This is a genomic window from Pseudomonas sp. P4_C3 (assembly GCF_056402075.1).
Genome location: NZ_JBFUIC010000120.1, coordinates 1 through 14,657 on the forward strand (window position 1 = coordinate 1; position 14,657 = coordinate 14,657).

The window sequence follows — 14,657 nt, forward strand, 5'->3', positions numbered from 1 at the left end:
GGAAAAGGACGGCATCAAAGTGGTCAACGATGGCCTGCAGGTCGGTACGGCCCGCGACACCCAAGAGTTCCGCCGACTGGTCAAACAGTCGCTGCTGTCGCAAAAGAGCAGCAACCCGTCGGTGGTCGAGGCCCTGCGCGTGCAGCGGCCGTCCGGAAAGGCGGACCTGGGGATCATCGTGCGCTCGGTGCCATTGACCGACTGGAGCGAGGGCAAACAGTGCCCGACCGTGGTGATTTTCATCAGCGACCCGGAGCAACAGTCCACCGCACCGCAGGAAATCGTTCGCGCGCTGTTCGACTTCACCCCGGCGGAAACCCAGCTGGCGATGTTATTGGCCAACGGCCTGACCCTCGACGAAGCTTCGGAAGAGCTGGGCATCAGCCGCAACACCTCGCGGGCACACCTGCGCTCGACCTTCTCCAAGACCGGCGTGACCCGCCAGACCATGCTGGTGCGCCTGATCCTGCGCAGCGTGGCGACCCTTGGCTAGCCGTCATTGCCGCCCTCGTCCGCTCGGACGATGGCGGCCCCCGATGTACAGCGCACAGTGTCTTTATCCCAAACAGGGGACTGCCCCATGCGCAACTGCCCAACCATCCTCAAGACTGAACTGCTGGCGCAAAGCGGCCACTTTCAGATCGAAGCCCTGCACCTGCAATTCAGCAACGGCCAGCAGCGGGTCTACGAACGCCTGCGCGGCACCGGTTATCGTTCGGTGATGCTGGTGGCGATGCCCGATGCAGAGCATGTGCTGCTGGTGCGCGAATACGCGGTCGGTGTGGAAAAAACCATTCTCGGCCTGCCCAAGGGCGGTGCCGAGCCCGATGAAGACTATTTGCAGGCGGCGCAGCGCGAGCTGAGCGAAGAAGTCGGCATGCGCGCAGCACGTCTCACCGAACTGGGCGAACTGACCCTGGCACCGGGACACCTGTGCCACCGTTACCGGGTGGTACTGGCCGAACAACTGAGCCCCTGCCAACTGCAAGGCGACGAACCCGAACCCCTGGAATGCCTGCGTGTACCACTGGCACAAATCCCCGAACTGGTGGCCCGCGGCGAACTCCACGAAGCCCGGGCGATTGCCGCACTGTTCATGGCCATGGGCGCCCTCGCCCGACGCACCTGACACCCATCAGTATCTGTGGGAGCGAGCTTGCTCGCGATGAGGCCGGCACAGCCAACAYCCMTGTCGCCTGACACWCCGCCATCGCGAGCAAGCTCGCTCCCACAGGTTCAGTGGCTGGATGCAAAATCTGCGAACTACCCAAATCACTGTGGGAGCGAGCTTGCTCGCGATGAGGCCGGCACAGCCAACAYCCMTGTCGCCTGACACWCCGCCATCGCGAGCAAGCTCGCTCCCACAGGGACCTCACTGTTGCGACTTTACTGGCTAGTCCATTCGGACGAAGCCACTCGCGAGCTAGCGCCATAACCTGTCTCTACAACAATAAAACCGTGTCGAGACCCATCATGCGCAAAACTACTTGTGCTCTGTTCATCATCCTCTGTGCGGGTACTTCCACTAGCCTGTGCCAACTGTTCAAGAATGAAGCCTACCGACCGACCACGGCCTACTTCAGCTGTTCGAGCGCGGCCATCAACTGTTATCCGCCCGTGGTGCGCAATCTGCTGCCTTGAGCACGGTTTCCACCGGCCATAAAAAAACCACCGAATCATCGGTGGTTTTTTCGTTGCCGGAAAAATCAGGTCGGCAGTACACACCTGGCCCGCGACAGAGTCAACGCCAGGTCTTCAATCATGTCTTCCTGACCACCCACGGTTCCGCGCCGCCCCAACTCCACCAGCAGCTCGCGAGCAGCGATGCCGTACTTCTGCTCGGCACGCTTGGCGAACAACAGGAACGAACTGTAGACCCCGGCGTAACCGAGTGTCAGTGCGTCCCTGTCGAGGCGGATCGGCTGATCCATCATCGGCACCACCAGGTCTTCGGCCACGTCCATGATCTTGTACAGGTCGACGCCGCTGTTGACACCCATGCGTTCCAGCACCGCGACGAACACTTCCAGCGGCGTATTGCCCGCCCCCGCGCCAAGGCCTGCAACCGATCCGTCGATCCGCGCAGCACCGGCCTCGATGGCGGCCAGGGAGTTGGCGATGGCCATGCCCATGTTGTGGTGGCCGTGAAAACCGACTTCGGTCCCGGCATTCAGTCCGGCACGCAGGGCCCCGATCTTCTGCGTCACTTCATCGGGCAGCATGTAGCCGGCCGAATCGGTGCAGTAGATGCAATTGGCGCCGTAGCTTTCCATCAGGCGCGCCTGCTCCAGCAATTTCTCCGGGCTGACCATGTGCGCCATCATCAGGAAGCCGACGGTATCCAGGCCCATCTTCGCCGACATGCCGATGTGCTGGCCAGACACGTCCGCCTCGGTGCAGTGAGTGGCGACACGAATGGTCGAGACACCGTGTTCGTGGGCCATCTTCAGGTGATCGAGGGTACCGATCCCCGGCAGCAACAGGGCCGAAACCCTGGCCTGTTTCATCTGCGGGATCACCGCGGCGAAATACGCCTCGTCACTGTGGGCGGGGAAACCGTAGTTCAGCGACGAACCGCCCAGGCCATCGCCGTGGGTGATTTCGATCAGCGGCACACCGGCGGCATCGAGGCCGGTGGCCACCGAGACCATTTGTTCGATACTGATCTGATGCTGTTTGGCATGCATGCCGTCGCGCAGACTCATGTCGTGCAGACGCACGCGCTTACCTTGCAAATTCATAGCGATTCTCCACTCAACGGGCAGGCAATTGCAGGATGCCCTTGCAGGCTTCTTCAGCGAACATCTCGGCCGTGCGCAATCCGGCGGCGGTCATGATGTCGAGGTTACCGGCGGACTTGGGCAGGAAATCGCCGAGGCCTTCGACCTCGATGAAAATCGACACCTTGCGCCCGTCGAACACCGGCCCGTTGATCAGCTTGTAGCCCGGCACATAGCGCTGAACTTCGCGGACCATCTCCAGCACCGAGGTGCGGATCGCATCCTGGTTCGGCTCGTCATCGGTCAGGCAGTGGATGGTGTCGCGCATCATCAGCGGCGGCTCGGCCGGGTTGATCACGATGATTGCCTTGCCGCGTCGGGCGCCGCCGATCTTCTCCACCGCACCGGCCGTGGTGCGGGTGAATTCATCAATGTTCTGCCGCGTACCCGGGCCGACCGAACCGGAGGACACCGTGGCCACGATTTCGCCGTAGCTCACCGATTGCACCCGCGACACCGCCGCCACCATCGGGATGGTCGCCTGACCACCGCAGGTGACCATGTTGACGTTCATCGCCAGGCTCGACGCGTGCTCCTTGAGGTTGACCGGCGGCACGCAGAACGGGCCGATGGCCGCTGGCGTGAGGTCGATCATGATCACCCCCAGCTCGTTGAGCTTGCGGCTGTTTTCCGCATGCACATAGGCCGAGGTGGCATCGAAGGCGATACGAATATCATCGTCGAGCACATGAGGCAGCAAGCCGTCGACACCACCGGCGGTGGTTTTGATGCCCATTTCCCGAGCACGTTTCAGGCCCTCGGATTCAGGGTCGACACCGACCATCCACACCGGCTCGATCCATTGCGATCGGCACATTTTCATCAGCAGATCAGTGCCGATGTTACCCGGGCCGATAATGGCCGCTCTGAGTTTTTTGCTCATTGGGTCAAACTCCAAAAGTCAGGCGCAGAAAGACACCCGGGCACTGCCCAGGCCATCAATGGTCAGTTCAAAACGGTCGCCGGCACGGGCCGGTTCCAGTGGCACCAGCGAGCCCGAGAGAATGATTTCCCCGGCCTTGAATGGAATGCCGAACGCACCCAGGGTGTTGGCCAGCCAGGCCACGGCGGTCAGCGGGTTGCCCTGCACCGCCGAACCCAGACCTTCGCTCAGGGGTAAACCATTCTTGAACACACGCATGCGCAAGTTCGGCAGGTCCAGCTCGCGGGGTTCGACCTTGCTGTCGCCCAGCACGAACACGCCGCACGACGCGTTGTCAGCCACGGTGTCCTGGATGCGGATGCGCCAGTCGTGAATCCGCGAGTCAACGATCTCGAAGCATGGCATCACGTATTCGGTGGCGGCCAGCACGTCTGCTTCGGCGATGCCGGGGCCGACCAGATCATGCTTGAGCTTGAAGGCAATCTCGCCCTCGGCACGGGGCTGGATCAGTTTGTTGGCGGACAGGGAAATCCGGGCGTCGTCATCGAACGACATCTGCCGCGTGATGAAACCGAAATCCGGCTGATGCACGTTGAGCATCTGCTGCACCGCCGCCGAGGTCACGCCGATTTTCTTGCCGACGATCTGGTCACCGGCCGCAACCCGACGCTCAATGGCGTACAGGGAAATGTGATAGGCGTCTTCAATGCTGATCGACGGCCAACGCTCGGTCAGCGGTGCCAGTGTGGAGCCGCTGAGCAGCGCCTGATAAAGCTCTTCGCCGAACTCACGGCGCAATTGCACGCTCATCCGCGGGCCTCCTGAAGGAATGCCAGACACTGGCTATTGAAGAAGTCACGGTGTTCGACCTGGACCCAATGCCCGCACTCGCTGAGCATCACGAAACGGATACCGGAGCAGTTTTCGAGCATGGTCTGGGCTCCGGAGGACGGGCAGAACTTGTCGTTCATGCCCCAGAAACCGAGGATCGGGCATTGCAGTTCGGCCAGCCGCGACGTCATGTTCGGCACCTGCATGGTCGACAGCACACACACCGGCTGCTGCTGCACCACGGCCACGCGCTCGTTGACCGTTTCGTCGCTGATCAGGCTTTCATCGAACAGTTGCAGCGCCAGCAGGCGGCGCATGCCCGCCGCATCGTTCAGCTCACCCTTGGCGAAGGCCGCACCCATTTTCTGGATGCCTTCCATCTGCAGGTAATACTGTTCCTTTTCCATCAGGCCACCGGGCGCCATCAGCACCAGACGGCTGACACGCTGCGGTTGGTCGAGGGCCAGTTTGATCGCGATCGCACCGCCCAGGGAGTTGCCGACCAGCACGCAACGCTGGATGTCGAGGGCGTCGAGCAAACCGCTCAGGGCTGCGACAAAGAAGTCCAGGGTGTAGAGGGTGTCGGGTTTGTCCGAAGTGCCGTAGCCCGGCAGGTCGGGAACGATCACCCGGTAACCGGCCACGGCGAACACCGGGTAGTTCTGCTTGAAGTTACTGTGACCGCTGGCGCCCGGCCCGCTGCCATGAATGAAAATCACCGGCTCGCCGTTGCCGACGTCACGATAGTGCAGCTGCAAACCATCCGGCAGCGTAACGAAGTGCCCTTGCGCTGAAGCGCCCATAAGGTGTCCTCCCGGCCTGTTGTTGTAGTCCGATTATTCCGAGGGGCCGAGTCGCCAACATCGTCCGACAGGACTACGCGCCTGTAGGAGCGAGCTTGCTCGCGAAAAACGTCAGGACACCGCGGGGCATCAGGTTTTGCGCGTTATCGTTGACGTCCATCGCGAGCAAGCTCGCTCCTACAGTCTCTAGTCTCATCGGACGTTGGCCTACAAAGACGGTCGACCTAGCATCGATGGCATTCCCGAGCGACAAAAAGAGATCTCCCATGCTTGATCCGATGGACTTTCGCGGCAAAGTGGTATTGGTCACCGGCGGTGGCAAAGGTGTGGGTCGCGGCATCAGCCAACGGTTTCTCGACTGCGGTGCCGTGGTGGTAACTTGCGGTCGTGAAGCCCCGCAATCCTTGCCTGCCAGCGGCGGACGCGAGGCGCTGTTCGTACCCTGCGACCTGCGCGATGTCGAGCAGTCCGGGCGCTTGATCGCACAAATCGTCGAGCGCTTCGGCCGCCTCGATGTGCTGGTCAACAATGCCGGCGGTTCACCGAACGCCGATGCCGCCACGGCCTCGCCGCGTTTCAGCGAAGCGATCATCCGCCTGAATCTGATTGCCCCACTGAACCTGTGCCAGCAAGCCAACCAGGTGATGCAGGCCCAGGCCGATGGCGGTGCGATCATCAACATCTGCAGCGTCAGCGCCACCCGCCCTTCCCCCGGCACCGCTGCCTATGGCGCGGCTAAAGCCGGACTGCTCAATCTGACCACCTCGCTGGCAGTGGAATGGGCGCCGAAGGTGCGGGTCAACGCCGTGACCGCCGGGCTGATTCTCACCGAGCAGGCGGCCATGCATTATGGTGACGACGCGGGCGTTGCCCGGGTGGCGGCGACCATTCCGCTGCAACGCCTGGCAACCCCGGAGGACATTGGCGATACCTGTCTGTACCTGGCCTCGACATTGGCCCGTTACGTCAGTGGCGCGGACATCGCGGTGCATGGCGCAGGTGAACGCCCGGCGTTTCTCGACGCGGCCCAATCCTGAAGAGATCGCAGCCTTCGGCGGCTCCTACAGTTGAACCTCAATCTCTGTAGGAGCTGTCGAGTGAAACGAGGCTGCGATCTTTCAAGCAGTCAAATAACAAGAGGAATTCCGACATGCCCGCAATGGCCAGCCACAGTGTTTTGCTCGATCTCCCACCACAAGCCGCATGGGCCAAACTGTGCGACCTGAGCCTCGCCCCACACTACGTACCGGGGCTCACCGGTTGCCAGTTTCATCCCGGCGCAACGCAAGGTGTCGGCGCCAGTCGCCGGGTGTTGCGCAAGGGCGGTCAGTATCTGGATGAAAGCGTGGTGCAGTGGCAGGAAGGCACTAGTTTTGTGCTGCGGTTGCACAAGGGCGACAATGACTCGCCCTTTCCGTTTCGCGAGGCGAGTTTCAGTTATGCCTTGCAACCGGAGGGGGATGTGACACGCATCACCTTGCAAATGCGTTACAGCCTGCGCGGTGGCAGGCTGTTTGAAAGGTTGCTGGCCAAGGCCTTCAACAAGGTCGTGCAGCAGATTGCCGAGCACCTCAAGGCCTACTACGAAACCGGCCGAACGCAGAATCCCGACCGGATCGAAACCCGCCTTCAGGAACGCGCCACTTCCGAGTGAGCGGTAAAACGGGTGGCGACTATCTTCCATTGTCCGGCTATACGCTGGTAACGGTCCTGATAAAAGCCACCCAGCTGCCGCGTCGCCCCGCTCTCGCCATCCACATTGAAATACCACAGAGCCCAACGRCCCTGGGCCTGATCCTCGCTCAGCACCTCGATTTCCGGGTTGGCGCCATGATGCAGGTCGATCACCCGCTCATGGCAGGCCAGTTCGCGGTACAGCGCGACAAAACTGTCGCGCTCGTGAAAGATCCCCAGCGGACCGTAATCGATCAGCACTTCACCTTCGGCGAAGCAATCGGCAATCACCTCGACCTGCTTGAGGTCGCAGGCATTGAGGTAGCGATGCTTGAGCTGGCGGATGTCCTCAAGGGCTTCCAGGCGGGCGATAYGCTGCTCCAGGCTCATGCCGAACCTCGCGCCGTCACGTTGACCTCACTCCAGAAGGCTTTCATCGAGCGGATCTTGCCGTCGGCATCGAACTCCATCACATCGATTATATGCAGCGAGCAAGGTTTCCCGCCCCACTCCATGTCGACCCGGAACGGCATCGCGCCGCAACCGTTGAGCGTCGCGCGCACCGGCCCGGTCCGGGTCGCGGAGACTTTCATCGCCCCCAGCCCTTCACGGTAGAAACGCCCGATGGCGTCGATGCCCTGCAACGGCGCGTGGCCGACCGGGTCTTCAACGGTGGCGTCTTTGGCGTAGAGCGCGAGGATGCCCTCGATGTCGCTGGCATCCACCAGCTCCACGTAGCGGGCCATGGTCGCCTGAATCTGTTGAGCGCTGATCATTCAGACCACCTCGAACAGGGCTGCCGCGCCCATGCCGCCACCGATGCACATGCTCACCACCACATAACGCAAACCGCGACGCTGGCCTTCGACCAACGCGTGGCCGACCATGCGCGCCCCGGACATGCCGAACGGATGACCAATGGAAATCGCCCCGCCGTTGACGTTCAGGCGCTCGGCCGGAATGCCCAGGGTGTCGCGGCAGTACAGCACCTGACAGGCGAACGCTTCGTTCAACTCCCAGAGGCCGATGTGGTCCATGGTCAGGCCGTGGCGCTTGAGCAGCTTGGGAATGGCGTACACCGGGCCGATGCCCATCTCGTCGGAGTTGCAGCCGGCGACGGCCATGCCGCGATAGATCCCCAGCGGTTCCAGGCCACGCTTCTCGGCCAGCTTGGCGCTCATCAATACCGAGGCCGACGCACCGTCGGACAGCTGCGAGGCATTACCGGCGGTGATAAAACGCCCCTTGTCGCTCCACTGACCGCCCGGCCATACCGGCTCCAGCGCTTTCAGGCTTTGGAGGCTGGTGTCGATGCGGTTGCACTCGTCGCGCAGCAAGGTAACGGACTCATGGCGGGTTTCGCCCGTGGCCTTGTCGACGATCATCTGGCGGCTGGTCAGCGGCGCCAGTTCGCGGTCGAATCGCCCGGCGCTCTGGGCCTGTGCGGTACGCAGCTGGCTCTGGTAGCTGTATTCGTCCTGCTTGTCGCGGGATATGCCATAGCGTGCGGAGACGATCTCGGCGGTTTCGATCATCGGGATATAGGCGTGCGGGTCCAGCTCGATCACCGAACCCGACTGGTTGCGATACAGGTTCTTGTGTTTGTTCTGCACCAGGGAAATCGACTCCAGGCCACCGGCCACGGCGATGTCGATTTCGTCGCACATGATGCCTTTGGCGGCCATGGCGATACTCATCAGGCCCGACGAGCACTGGCGCTCGACGGCCATCCCGGCAACCGATGCCGGCAAGCCACCGGCAATTGCGCACAGGCGCCCCAGGTTATAGGACTGCGTACCCTGCTGCGCGGCGGCGCCGATGATCACGTCGTCCACTTCACCCGGCTCGATGCCGGCACGGCGCACGGCTTCGCGCACCACGTGGCCGCCCAGTTGCGGCGCTTCGGTGTCATTGAACGCACCGCGAAAGGCTTTGCCGATCGGAGTACGGGCGGTCGATACGATGACGGCTTCTTTCATGCTGGATTCCTCGAAAATGCTGTTGAAGGTCTGGCCGGGTAATAGCGGCTGATGGTGTCGACCACGCAGCCGGGACGTTCCTCGCCGTCGATCTCGACGCTGACGCGGACGGTCGCCTGCACACCGCCCTTCACTTCCTCGACCGCGATCAGTTGTGCACTGCCGCGCACCCGCGAGCCGACGCGCACCGCCGAGGGGAAGCGCACCCGCTCGCAGCCATAGTTGACGCCCATGGCCAGGCCACGGACTTCGACGATCTGCGGCAAGAACAGATTGACCAGCGACAGGCTCAGGTAACCATGGGCAATGCAGGTGCCAAACGGGCCGCTGGCGGCCTTGAGCGGATCGACGTGAATCCACTGGTGATCGCCAGTGGCGTCGGCGAACCGGTCGATGCGGTCCTGCTCAAGCAGCAGCCAGTCGCTGACGCCGAGTGATTCGCCCACGGCGTCGAACAAGGCCATCGGCGTGTCGAAAATACGTGGCATGGTCACGCCCTCTGGCTGGACACCGACAACACTTCGCCGGTCATGTAGGAGCTGTAGTCGCTGGCCAGGAACATCATCACGTTGGCCACTTCCCAGACTTCGGCGGCGCGGCCGAACGCTTCGTTGGCGGCCAGTTGATCGAGCACTGCCTGGGGCGCAGATTTGCGCAGGAAATCGTGCAGGGCAATGCTCGGGCTGACCGCGTTGATGCGGATGCCATAGTCGGCCGCCTCGACCGCTGCGCAGCGGGTCAGCGCCATGACCCCGGCCTTGGCGGCGGCGTAGTGCGCCTGTTCTTTCTGCGCGCGCCAACCCAGCACCGAGGCGTTGTTGACGATCACCCCGGCACGCCGCTCCATCATTTTCGGCAGCATGGCGCGGGTCATGCGCATGGTGCCGGTGAGCGTCACGTCGATGACCCGATTCCACTCTTCGTCGGCCATGTCCACCAGCAACCGCGAGCCGCCGAGGCCCGCGTTGTTGATCAGCACATCGACGCCTTGCAGGTCACGCTCGGCGCAGGCGATCAGCTGTTGCACCCGGGCTTCGTCGGCGACGTTGCAGACCTGGCCGAAGACCTGCTGCAGCCCGGTGGTTTCACGAATTTTCAGCACCGCTTCGGCCAGCCGGCCTTCATGGATATCGCTGATCATCAGCGCGCGGCAACCTTCCTCGGCGGCACGCACGGCGGCGGAAAAACCGATCCCGGCGCCTGCGGCGGCGGTGATCAGCACCGACTTGCCGCGCAGCAGGCCGCGCCCTTCAACATATTGAGGTACAGACATGAACTCTCTCCTTTCAGGTGCGCGGACGCGGCTCTTTGGGCATGCCCAAGGCACGCTCGGCGATGATGTTGCGCTGTATTTCGTTGCTGCCGCCGTAGAGGGTGTCGGCGCGGCTGAACAGGTACAGCGACTGCAAACGGGTCAGTTGGTAAGGCGCAGCTTCAAGCAATTCCGCCTCCGCGCCGAGAACGTCCATCGCCAACTTGCCGAGGCTGGCGTGCCAGCTCGACCAGAACAGCTTGTAGATGGTCGCCTCTTTACGCAGCGAACCGTCCTGGCTACCCGAGAGCATGCGCAGCGAGTTGTAGCGCATGATCCGCAGCCCGCTCCAGGCTTCGGCCAGACGCTGGCGCAAGATCGGGTCGCGGTCGGCACCATTGGCCTTGGCGATGGCGATGATTTCGTTGAGTTCGTTCTGAAACTGCATCTGCTGGCCGAGGGTTGACACACCCCGCTCGAAACCCAGCAGCGCCATGGCGATCTTCCAGCCTTCGCCCGGCGCGCCGATGATGTTGGTGGCGTCGGTGCGGGCATCGTCGAAGAACACTTCGTTGAATTCCGAAGTGCCGGTCAATTGCTCGATCGGTCGCACAGCGATTTCCGTCTGAGCCATCGGCACCAGCAGGAACGACAGACCGCGATGGCCGACGCTGCCCGGTTCGGTGCGGGCGATGACAAAGCACCAGTCCGACTCGTGGGCCAGGGACGTCCAGACTTTTTGTCCGTTGATCAGCCATTGGCCGGTCGCTTCATCCAGCGTCGCACGAGTCTTGACGTTGGCCAGGTCGGAACCGGCGCCCGGCTCTGAATAGCCCTGGCACCAGAACGATGTACCGCTGACGATCCCAGGCAAAAAGCGCTGTTGCTGTTCGACCGTGCCGAACGCGGCGATGGTCGGCCCGGCCAGCCCTTCGCCGATATGGCCCATGCGGCCGGGGCCGCCGGAGCGGGCGTACTCTTCGTTGAAAATCACCTGCTGGGTGATCGACAATCCGCGCCCGCCATGCTCCGGCGCCCAGCCGACACAGGTCCAGCCGCCTTCGGCGAGTTTGCGTTCCCAGGCTTTGCGCTCTTCGGGAAACATATGCTCATCGCCCGGGCCGCCGCGAAAACGCAGGTCCTCGAACTCACCGCAGAGGTTGGCGCGCATCCAGTCGGCGACTTCCCGACGGAAGCGTTCGTCCTGCTCGCTGAAACTGATTTTCATGGCTGCTCTCCCAGAATCACCGCGGCAATCCGCTCGCGATGCCAGGCCGGTAGCCCGAGGAAACTCTCGCTGGCGCGGGCGCGCTTGAAGTAGAGGTGCGGGTCGTATTCCCAGGTGAAACCGACGCCACCGTGCAACTGGATCGATTCGGACGCGCAATGGAAATAGGTTTCCGAGCACTGCGCCTTGGCCAGCGCCGCCGCCAGCGGCAGTTCGGCCGCGACCTGCGGATTACCCTGCGGGTCGAGGACTTCCTGGGCCACGCACGCGGCGTAGTAACTGGCCGATCGCGCGCATTCGACTTGCAGCATCATGTCGGCGGCGCGGTGTTTGAGGGCCTGGAAACTGGCAATCGGGCGACCGAACTGTTGGCGCTCCTGCATGTAGGCCACGCTGAGGTCGAGCACCTGCTGCGCGCCGCCGGTCTGCTCGGCAGCCAAGCCGATGCAGGCCAGTTGCAGGACTCGCTCAAGGTGCGACCAGCCGTTGCCGAATTCACCCAGCAGGCAGTCGGCTTCAAGGTACAGGCCCTTGAGCTGGATCCGCGTCTGGCGCCGGGTCTGGTCCATGGTCGGCAGCATTTGCCGCTCGATGCCGGCCCGCTCGGCGCTCACGGCAAACAGGCTGATGCCCTTTTCCCCAGTGGTTCCGGGTTGTCGTGCGGCAATGATCAACAGGTCTGCGCTATGGCCGTCGAGCACATGCTTGAGGGTGCCGTCGAGGACAAACCCGTCGCCCTGCGCCACCACCGTTGCCTGGACATCGTTGGCGGACCAGCCGTTGGCACTGCTGAACGCCAGCGTTGCGGTCACGCTGCCGTCGGCAATCGACGGCAACCAGCGCTGCTTCTGTTCATCATTGGCGGCCAGCAACAGCGCGGGCGTGGCCATGCAGGCGGTGGCGAAAAACGGCGAGCACAGCAAGCGCCGGCCCATCTGTTCCAGCAGGATTGCCAGCTCGACAAAGCCCAGGCCGAGGCCGCCATAGGTTTCGGGGATGTGAATCGCTGGCCAGTACATTTCCTGGCACAGACGCTGCCAGAGGGCTTCGTCAAAACCCCGTTCACTGACCATAGCCGCGCGCACGGCGGCAGAATCCGAGACATCGGCGAGGAAGCCCTCGGCCGATGCGCGGATCATTTCCTGTTCGTCGCTGAATGCAAACTCCATCGCGGCGCCTTCTGCTCGTTTGGCGGGGCGCGCGTGGCGCAACACCCCTTTGAGCATGAAGTTTGGCGCCGGCCGGACGCGGCAGAATCGTTAGCCCTGCCTAGTCCGAACGGGTGATGTGCTGGCGTGTGTGTTCGGCCGGGAAGCCGATCAGCGGCAGTCTCCGCCCATGCGCACCAGCAGCGCTGAACGGTCCGGTTTCAGGTACGGGTTGATTTCACCGACCTGGCACGACGCCAGGTTCTGCAGTTCCGGTGCGAGGGGTTCTTGCACAAACAGCAGCCCAGCCGGACGCGACTCGGACTGCAACTGCGCCACTGTCAGCGGCGCCACCGGCCGGCCCATGTAGTAGACCAGACGAATATCCGGCTCACCGAGGGTGTAGGCCTTCTGCCCCGGCTGCCCGTCGGCCAGCGTGGCCACCTGCTCAAGACCGCCAACCCGGTGCGACAGCACCCGCGCTTCGACGAACATGTAGAACACCACGAACCCGGCCAGCATCACGTAGGGCACAACGGCCAGGACCGTGCGCCAGCGCCCCTTCAGCTCCTCGAGCAGCGCCGACCAGTGCATCGCCAGCAGCAATGCCATGGACGGATAAACCGGCAACAGGTATTTGCCATGCTTTTCGGTGAACAGGGAAAACACCAGCAGCGGCAACAGAGTGCAAATCAGCAACATGCCCGCCTCGCGGCGCGAGCGGATCATTGCCCAGAACTTGCGCGGCTGCACGAACACGATCAGCCAGAACGGGAAGAAATCCCCGGCCAGGTACAACAGATACGCGTACCAGGCTTCGGCGCCCTGTCCGTCGATCTTCTTCACGATGTCTTCGCTGATGATCGAGGCCCAGATGCCCCAGCCCTGACTCACCGACACCGCCAGGTACCAGGAACTGCCCAGCACCACGGCAATCAGCCAGCCCCAACCGTCGCACAGATAAGCCTTGGCCCGGGCATCACGGTAGATCAGCGCATAAGCCAGAATCGGTGCCGTCACCCACAACAGGCAAACGGGGCCTTTGGTCAGCAGCGCGCAGCCCAGCAGCACGTAGCTGAGCCGACTCCACAAGACCCGGCCTTGCAGGAAAATGAACTGCCAGGCCGCCAACAGCGCACCGAAGCACAGCAGGGTCAACAGCATCTCGATTTCCGAGCGCCGTGCGAACAGGCTGAAGGCACCGTTCGCGGCCAGGAACACCACAGCGAACAGACCGACCTGTCGCCCCGCCTGCCGAACGCCGTACAGATAAGTGCCAACACAGCACAAGGCGGCGGCCAACGCCGAAGGCAGGCGCACGCTCCACTCGGACAAGCTGCCCAGCACCGCCGTTGAAACCAGGCCGGCCCAATAGAAAAACGGCGGCTTGGACAAGTACAAGTCGCCGTTCATATAAGGCAGCAGCCAGCTGCCTGCCTCACGCATTTCGCGCACGGTGACGGCGCGGCGGGCCTCGTTGACACTGAGGAACGGCACGCTGCCCAGTCCCCAGAAAAACAGCAACGCAATCGCGATAGTCACGAGCAACGTAATATTTCGGGTCGATAACGATCCGCGCATGACCTACTCCTTTAGGTGTTTGCTTTTTTTGATCAATTGCAGGTTGCGAAAGTAGACGATGGAGCCAAAGGCCTGGCCGGCGATGAACACCGGGTCTTCACGGTAAATGGCATAGGCGAGCAGCAAGGTGCTGCCGACGATGCTCAGGTACCAGAAGCTCACCGGGATCACACTGCGTTTCTTGTACTCGCTGTACAGCCACTGCAGGACAAACCGCCCGGTAAAGGCGATCTGGCCGGCAAAACCGACGATCAGCCACAAGGCTTCGCGGGAGAGATTCATCCTTCAATCTCCTGGGCAATGGTGTTCAACCGCGTGCGTTTGATCAGCCACCAGACACCGAACAAATCGAGAATGCCGACCAGCGCGCGGTCGATGTTGCCGTATTTCGACACCCCGGCCGTGCGCGGCCGATGGTTGACCGGGTGCACGATCATGCGCCCGTTATGGCGCTGGATCAGTGCCGGAATATAGCGATGCATGTGGTCGAAGTACGGC

18 protein-coding genes and 1 pseudogene are annotated in these 14,657 nt (G+C 62.6%); 5 read left to right on the top strand and 14 right to left on the bottom strand.

Features of this window, described 5'->3' with window-relative positions:
- The 3 genes from AC1DVH_RS18530 to AC1DVH_RS18540 all read left to right on the top strand — a co-directional run.
- Window positions 1–493, top strand: a 493-nt coding sequence (locus AC1DVH_RS18530) for a helix-turn-helix transcriptional regulator (protein WP_477755030.1), incomplete at its 5' end; no start/stop codon positions are given.
- Window positions 494–580: 87 nt separating this feature from the next.
- On the top strand, window positions 581–1,129 hold the full coding sequence (nudE, locus tag AC1DVH_RS18535) for an ADP compounds hydrolase NudE (RefSeq protein WP_477755031.1): 549 nt from the start codon (window positions 581–583) through the stop codon (window positions 1,127–1,129).
- A gap of 344 nt (window positions 1,130–1,473) precedes the next feature.
- A complete protein-coding gene (locus AC1DVH_RS18540; RefSeq protein WP_007986291.1) occupies window positions 1,474–1,641 on the top strand; it encodes a hypothetical protein in 168 nt (55 codons plus the stop codon).
- A 65-nt stretch (window positions 1,642–1,706) separates the two neighbouring features.
- Here AC1DVH_RS18540 and dmpG read toward each other — a convergent pair whose 3' ends face one another.
- The 4 genes from dmpG to AC1DVH_RS18560 are packed head-to-tail and all read right to left on the bottom strand — an operon-like array spanning window position 1,707 to window position 5,297.
- Window positions 1,707–2,741, bottom strand: coding sequence for a 4-hydroxy-2-oxovalerate aldolase (dmpG, locus tag AC1DVH_RS18545; protein WP_477755032.1), 1,035 nt, complete (start codon window positions 2,739–2,741; stop codon window positions 1,707–1,709).
- A gap of 13 nt (window positions 2,742–2,754) precedes the next feature.
- Window positions 2,755–3,663: an acetaldehyde dehydrogenase (acetylating) gene (locus AC1DVH_RS18550; protein WP_477755033.1), complete on the bottom strand. Its 909-nt coding sequence runs from the start codon at window positions 3,661–3,663 to the stop codon at window positions 2,755–2,757.
- Between the two features lie 18 nt (window positions 3,664–3,681).
- On the bottom strand, window positions 3,682–4,473 hold the full coding sequence (locus AC1DVH_RS18555) for a fumarylacetoacetate hydrolase family protein (protein ID WP_477755034.1): 792 nt from the start codon (window positions 4,471–4,473) through the stop codon (window positions 3,682–3,684).
- A complete protein-coding gene (locus tag AC1DVH_RS18560; protein WP_477755035.1) occupies window positions 4,470–5,297 on the bottom strand; it encodes an alpha/beta fold hydrolase in 828 nt (275 codons plus the stop codon). The genes AC1DVH_RS18555 and AC1DVH_RS18560 overlap by 4 nt, the downstream gene beginning before the upstream one ends.
- Before the next feature lie 266 nt (window positions 5,298–5,563).
- Between AC1DVH_RS18560 and AC1DVH_RS18565 the strand changes: the two genes are divergently transcribed.
- Together AC1DVH_RS18565 and AC1DVH_RS18570 are read left to right on the top strand one after the other, a co-directional pair.
- Entirely contained in the window at window positions 5,564–6,334 is a 771-nt protein-coding gene (locus AC1DVH_RS18565) for an SDR family oxidoreductase (RefSeq protein WP_477755036.1), read from the top strand.
- A gap of 113 nt (window positions 6,335–6,447) precedes the next feature.
- Window positions 6,448–6,951, top strand: a complete 504-nt coding sequence (locus AC1DVH_RS18570) for an SRPBCC family protein (protein ID WP_477755037.1) — start codon at window positions 6,448–6,450, stop codon at window positions 6,949–6,951.
- Here AC1DVH_RS18570 and AC1DVH_RS18575 read toward each other — a convergent pair.
- The 10 genes and pseudogenes from AC1DVH_RS18575 to AC1DVH_RS18620 form a co-directional block, all read right to left on the bottom strand.
- Window positions 6,927–7,361, bottom strand: coding sequence for a nuclear transport factor 2 family protein (locus tag AC1DVH_RS18575; RefSeq protein ID WP_477755038.1), 435 nt, complete (start codon window positions 7,359–7,361; stop codon window positions 6,927–6,929). The two genes, AC1DVH_RS18570 and AC1DVH_RS18575, sit on opposite strands and share 25 nt — an antisense overlap.
- The gene (locus tag AC1DVH_RS18580; RefSeq protein WP_477755039.1) at window positions 7,358–7,747 is read right to left on the bottom strand and encodes a nuclear transport factor 2 family protein; all 390 of its coding nucleotides are present in this window, start codon (window positions 7,745–7,747) and stop codon (window positions 7,358–7,360) included. Before AC1DVH_RS18580 ends, AC1DVH_RS18575 begins: the two co-directional genes overlap by 4 nt.
- The gene (locus tag AC1DVH_RS18585) at window positions 7,748–8,950 is read right to left on the bottom strand and encodes an acetyl-CoA C-acyltransferase (RefSeq protein ID WP_477755040.1); all 1,203 of its coding nucleotides are present in this window, start codon (window positions 8,948–8,950) and stop codon (window positions 7,748–7,750) included.
- Window positions 8,947–9,438: a MaoC family dehydratase gene (locus tag AC1DVH_RS18590; protein ID WP_477755041.1), complete on the bottom strand. Its 492-nt coding sequence runs from the start codon at window positions 9,436–9,438 to the stop codon at window positions 8,947–8,949. Before AC1DVH_RS18590 ends, AC1DVH_RS18585 begins: the two co-directional genes overlap by 4 nt.
- Window positions 9,439–9,440: 2 nt before the next feature.
- Window positions 9,441–10,223, bottom strand: coding sequence for an SDR family oxidoreductase (locus tag AC1DVH_RS18595; protein WP_477755042.1), 783 nt, complete (start codon window positions 10,221–10,223; stop codon window positions 9,441–9,443).
- A gap of 13 nt (window positions 10,224–10,236) precedes the next feature.
- Complete coding sequence (locus AC1DVH_RS18600; protein ID WP_477755043.1) at window positions 10,237–11,430, bottom strand: acyl-CoA dehydrogenase family protein; 1,194 nt, start codon at window positions 11,428–11,430, stop codon at window positions 10,237–10,239.
- Complete coding sequence (locus AC1DVH_RS18605) at window positions 11,427–12,599, bottom strand: acyl-CoA dehydrogenase family protein (RefSeq protein ID WP_477755044.1); 1,173 nt, start codon at window positions 12,597–12,599, stop codon at window positions 11,427–11,429. The genes AC1DVH_RS18600 and AC1DVH_RS18605 overlap by 4 nt, the downstream gene beginning before the upstream one ends.
- A 150-nt stretch (window positions 12,600–12,749) precedes the next feature.
- Window positions 12,750–14,159, bottom strand: coding sequence for an ArnT family glycosyltransferase (locus tag AC1DVH_RS18610; RefSeq protein ID WP_477755045.1), 1,410 nt, complete (start codon window positions 14,157–14,159; stop codon window positions 12,750–12,752).
- Between the two features lie 3 nt (window positions 14,160–14,162).
- A complete protein-coding gene (locus AC1DVH_RS18615; protein ID WP_223462623.1) occupies window positions 14,163–14,441 on the bottom strand; it encodes a lipid-A-disaccharide synthase N-terminal domain-containing protein in 279 nt (92 codons plus the stop codon).
- A pseudogene (locus AC1DVH_RS18620) lies at window positions 14,438–14,657 on the bottom strand (dolichol-phosphate mannosyltransferase); the annotation flags it as partial. The pseudogene AC1DVH_RS18620 and the gene AC1DVH_RS18615, both read right to left, overlap by 4 nt.

What these genes read in the sequence shown, in the direction of transcription:
- nudE (WP_477755031.1), top strand. Translation starts at nt 581, where the DNA reads ATGCGCAACTGCCCAACCATCCTCAAGACTGAACTGCTGGCGCAAAGC.
- AC1DVH_RS18540 (WP_007986291.1), top strand. Translation starts at nt 1,474, where the DNA reads ATGCGCAAAACTACTTGTGCTCTGTTCATCATCCTCTGTGCGGGTACT.
- dmpG (WP_477755032.1), bottom strand. Translation starts at nt 2,741, where the DNA reads ATGAATTTGCAAGGTAAGCGCGTGCGTCTGCACGACATGAGTCTGCGC.
- AC1DVH_RS18550 (WP_477755033.1), bottom strand. Translation starts at nt 3,663, where the DNA reads ATGAGCAAAAAACTCAGAGCGGCCATTATCGGCCCGGGTAACATCGGC.
- AC1DVH_RS18555 (WP_477755034.1), bottom strand. Translation starts at nt 4,473, where the DNA reads ATGAGCGTGCAATTGCGCCGTGAGTTCGGCGAAGAGCTTTATCAGGCG.
- AC1DVH_RS18560 (WP_477755035.1), bottom strand. Translation starts at nt 5,297, where the DNA reads ATGGGCGCTTCAGCGCAAGGGCACTTCGTTACGCTGCCGGATGGTTTG.
- AC1DVH_RS18565 (WP_477755036.1), top strand. Translation starts at nt 5,564, where the DNA reads ATGCTTGATCCGATGGACTTTCGCGGCAAAGTGGTATTGGTCACCGGC.
- AC1DVH_RS18570 (WP_477755037.1), top strand. Translation starts at nt 6,448, where the DNA reads ATGCCCGCAATGGCCAGCCACAGTGTTTTGCTCGATCTCCCACCACAA.
- AC1DVH_RS18580 (WP_477755039.1), bottom strand. Translation starts at nt 7,747, where the DNA reads ATGATCAGCGCTCAACAGATTCAGGCGACCATGGCCCGCTACGTGGAG.
- AC1DVH_RS18585 (WP_477755040.1), bottom strand. Translation starts at nt 8,950, where the DNA reads ATGAAAGAAGCCGTCATCGTATCGACCGCCCGTACTCCGATCGGCAAA.
- AC1DVH_RS18590 (WP_477755041.1), bottom strand. Translation starts at nt 9,438, where the DNA reads ATGCCACGTATTTTCGACACGCCGATGGCCTTGTTCGACGCCGTGGGC.
- AC1DVH_RS18595 (WP_477755042.1), bottom strand. Translation starts at nt 10,223, where the DNA reads ATGTCTGTACCTCAATATGTTGAAGGGCGCGGCCTGCTGCGCGGCAAG.
- AC1DVH_RS18600 (WP_477755043.1), bottom strand. Translation starts at nt 11,430, where the DNA reads ATGAAAATCAGTTTCAGCGAGCAGGACGAACGCTTCCGTCGGGAAGTC.
- AC1DVH_RS18605 (WP_477755044.1), bottom strand. Translation starts at nt 12,599, where the DNA reads ATGGAGTTTGCATTCAGCGACGAACAGGAAATGATCCGCGCATCGGCC.
- AC1DVH_RS18610 (WP_477755045.1), bottom strand. Translation starts at nt 14,159, where the DNA reads ATGCGCGGATCGTTATCGACCCGAAATATTACGTTGCTCGTGACTATC.
- AC1DVH_RS18615 (WP_223462623.1), bottom strand. Translation starts at nt 14,441, where the DNA reads ATGAATCTCTCCCGCGAAGCCTTGTGGCTGATCGTCGGTTTTGCCGGC.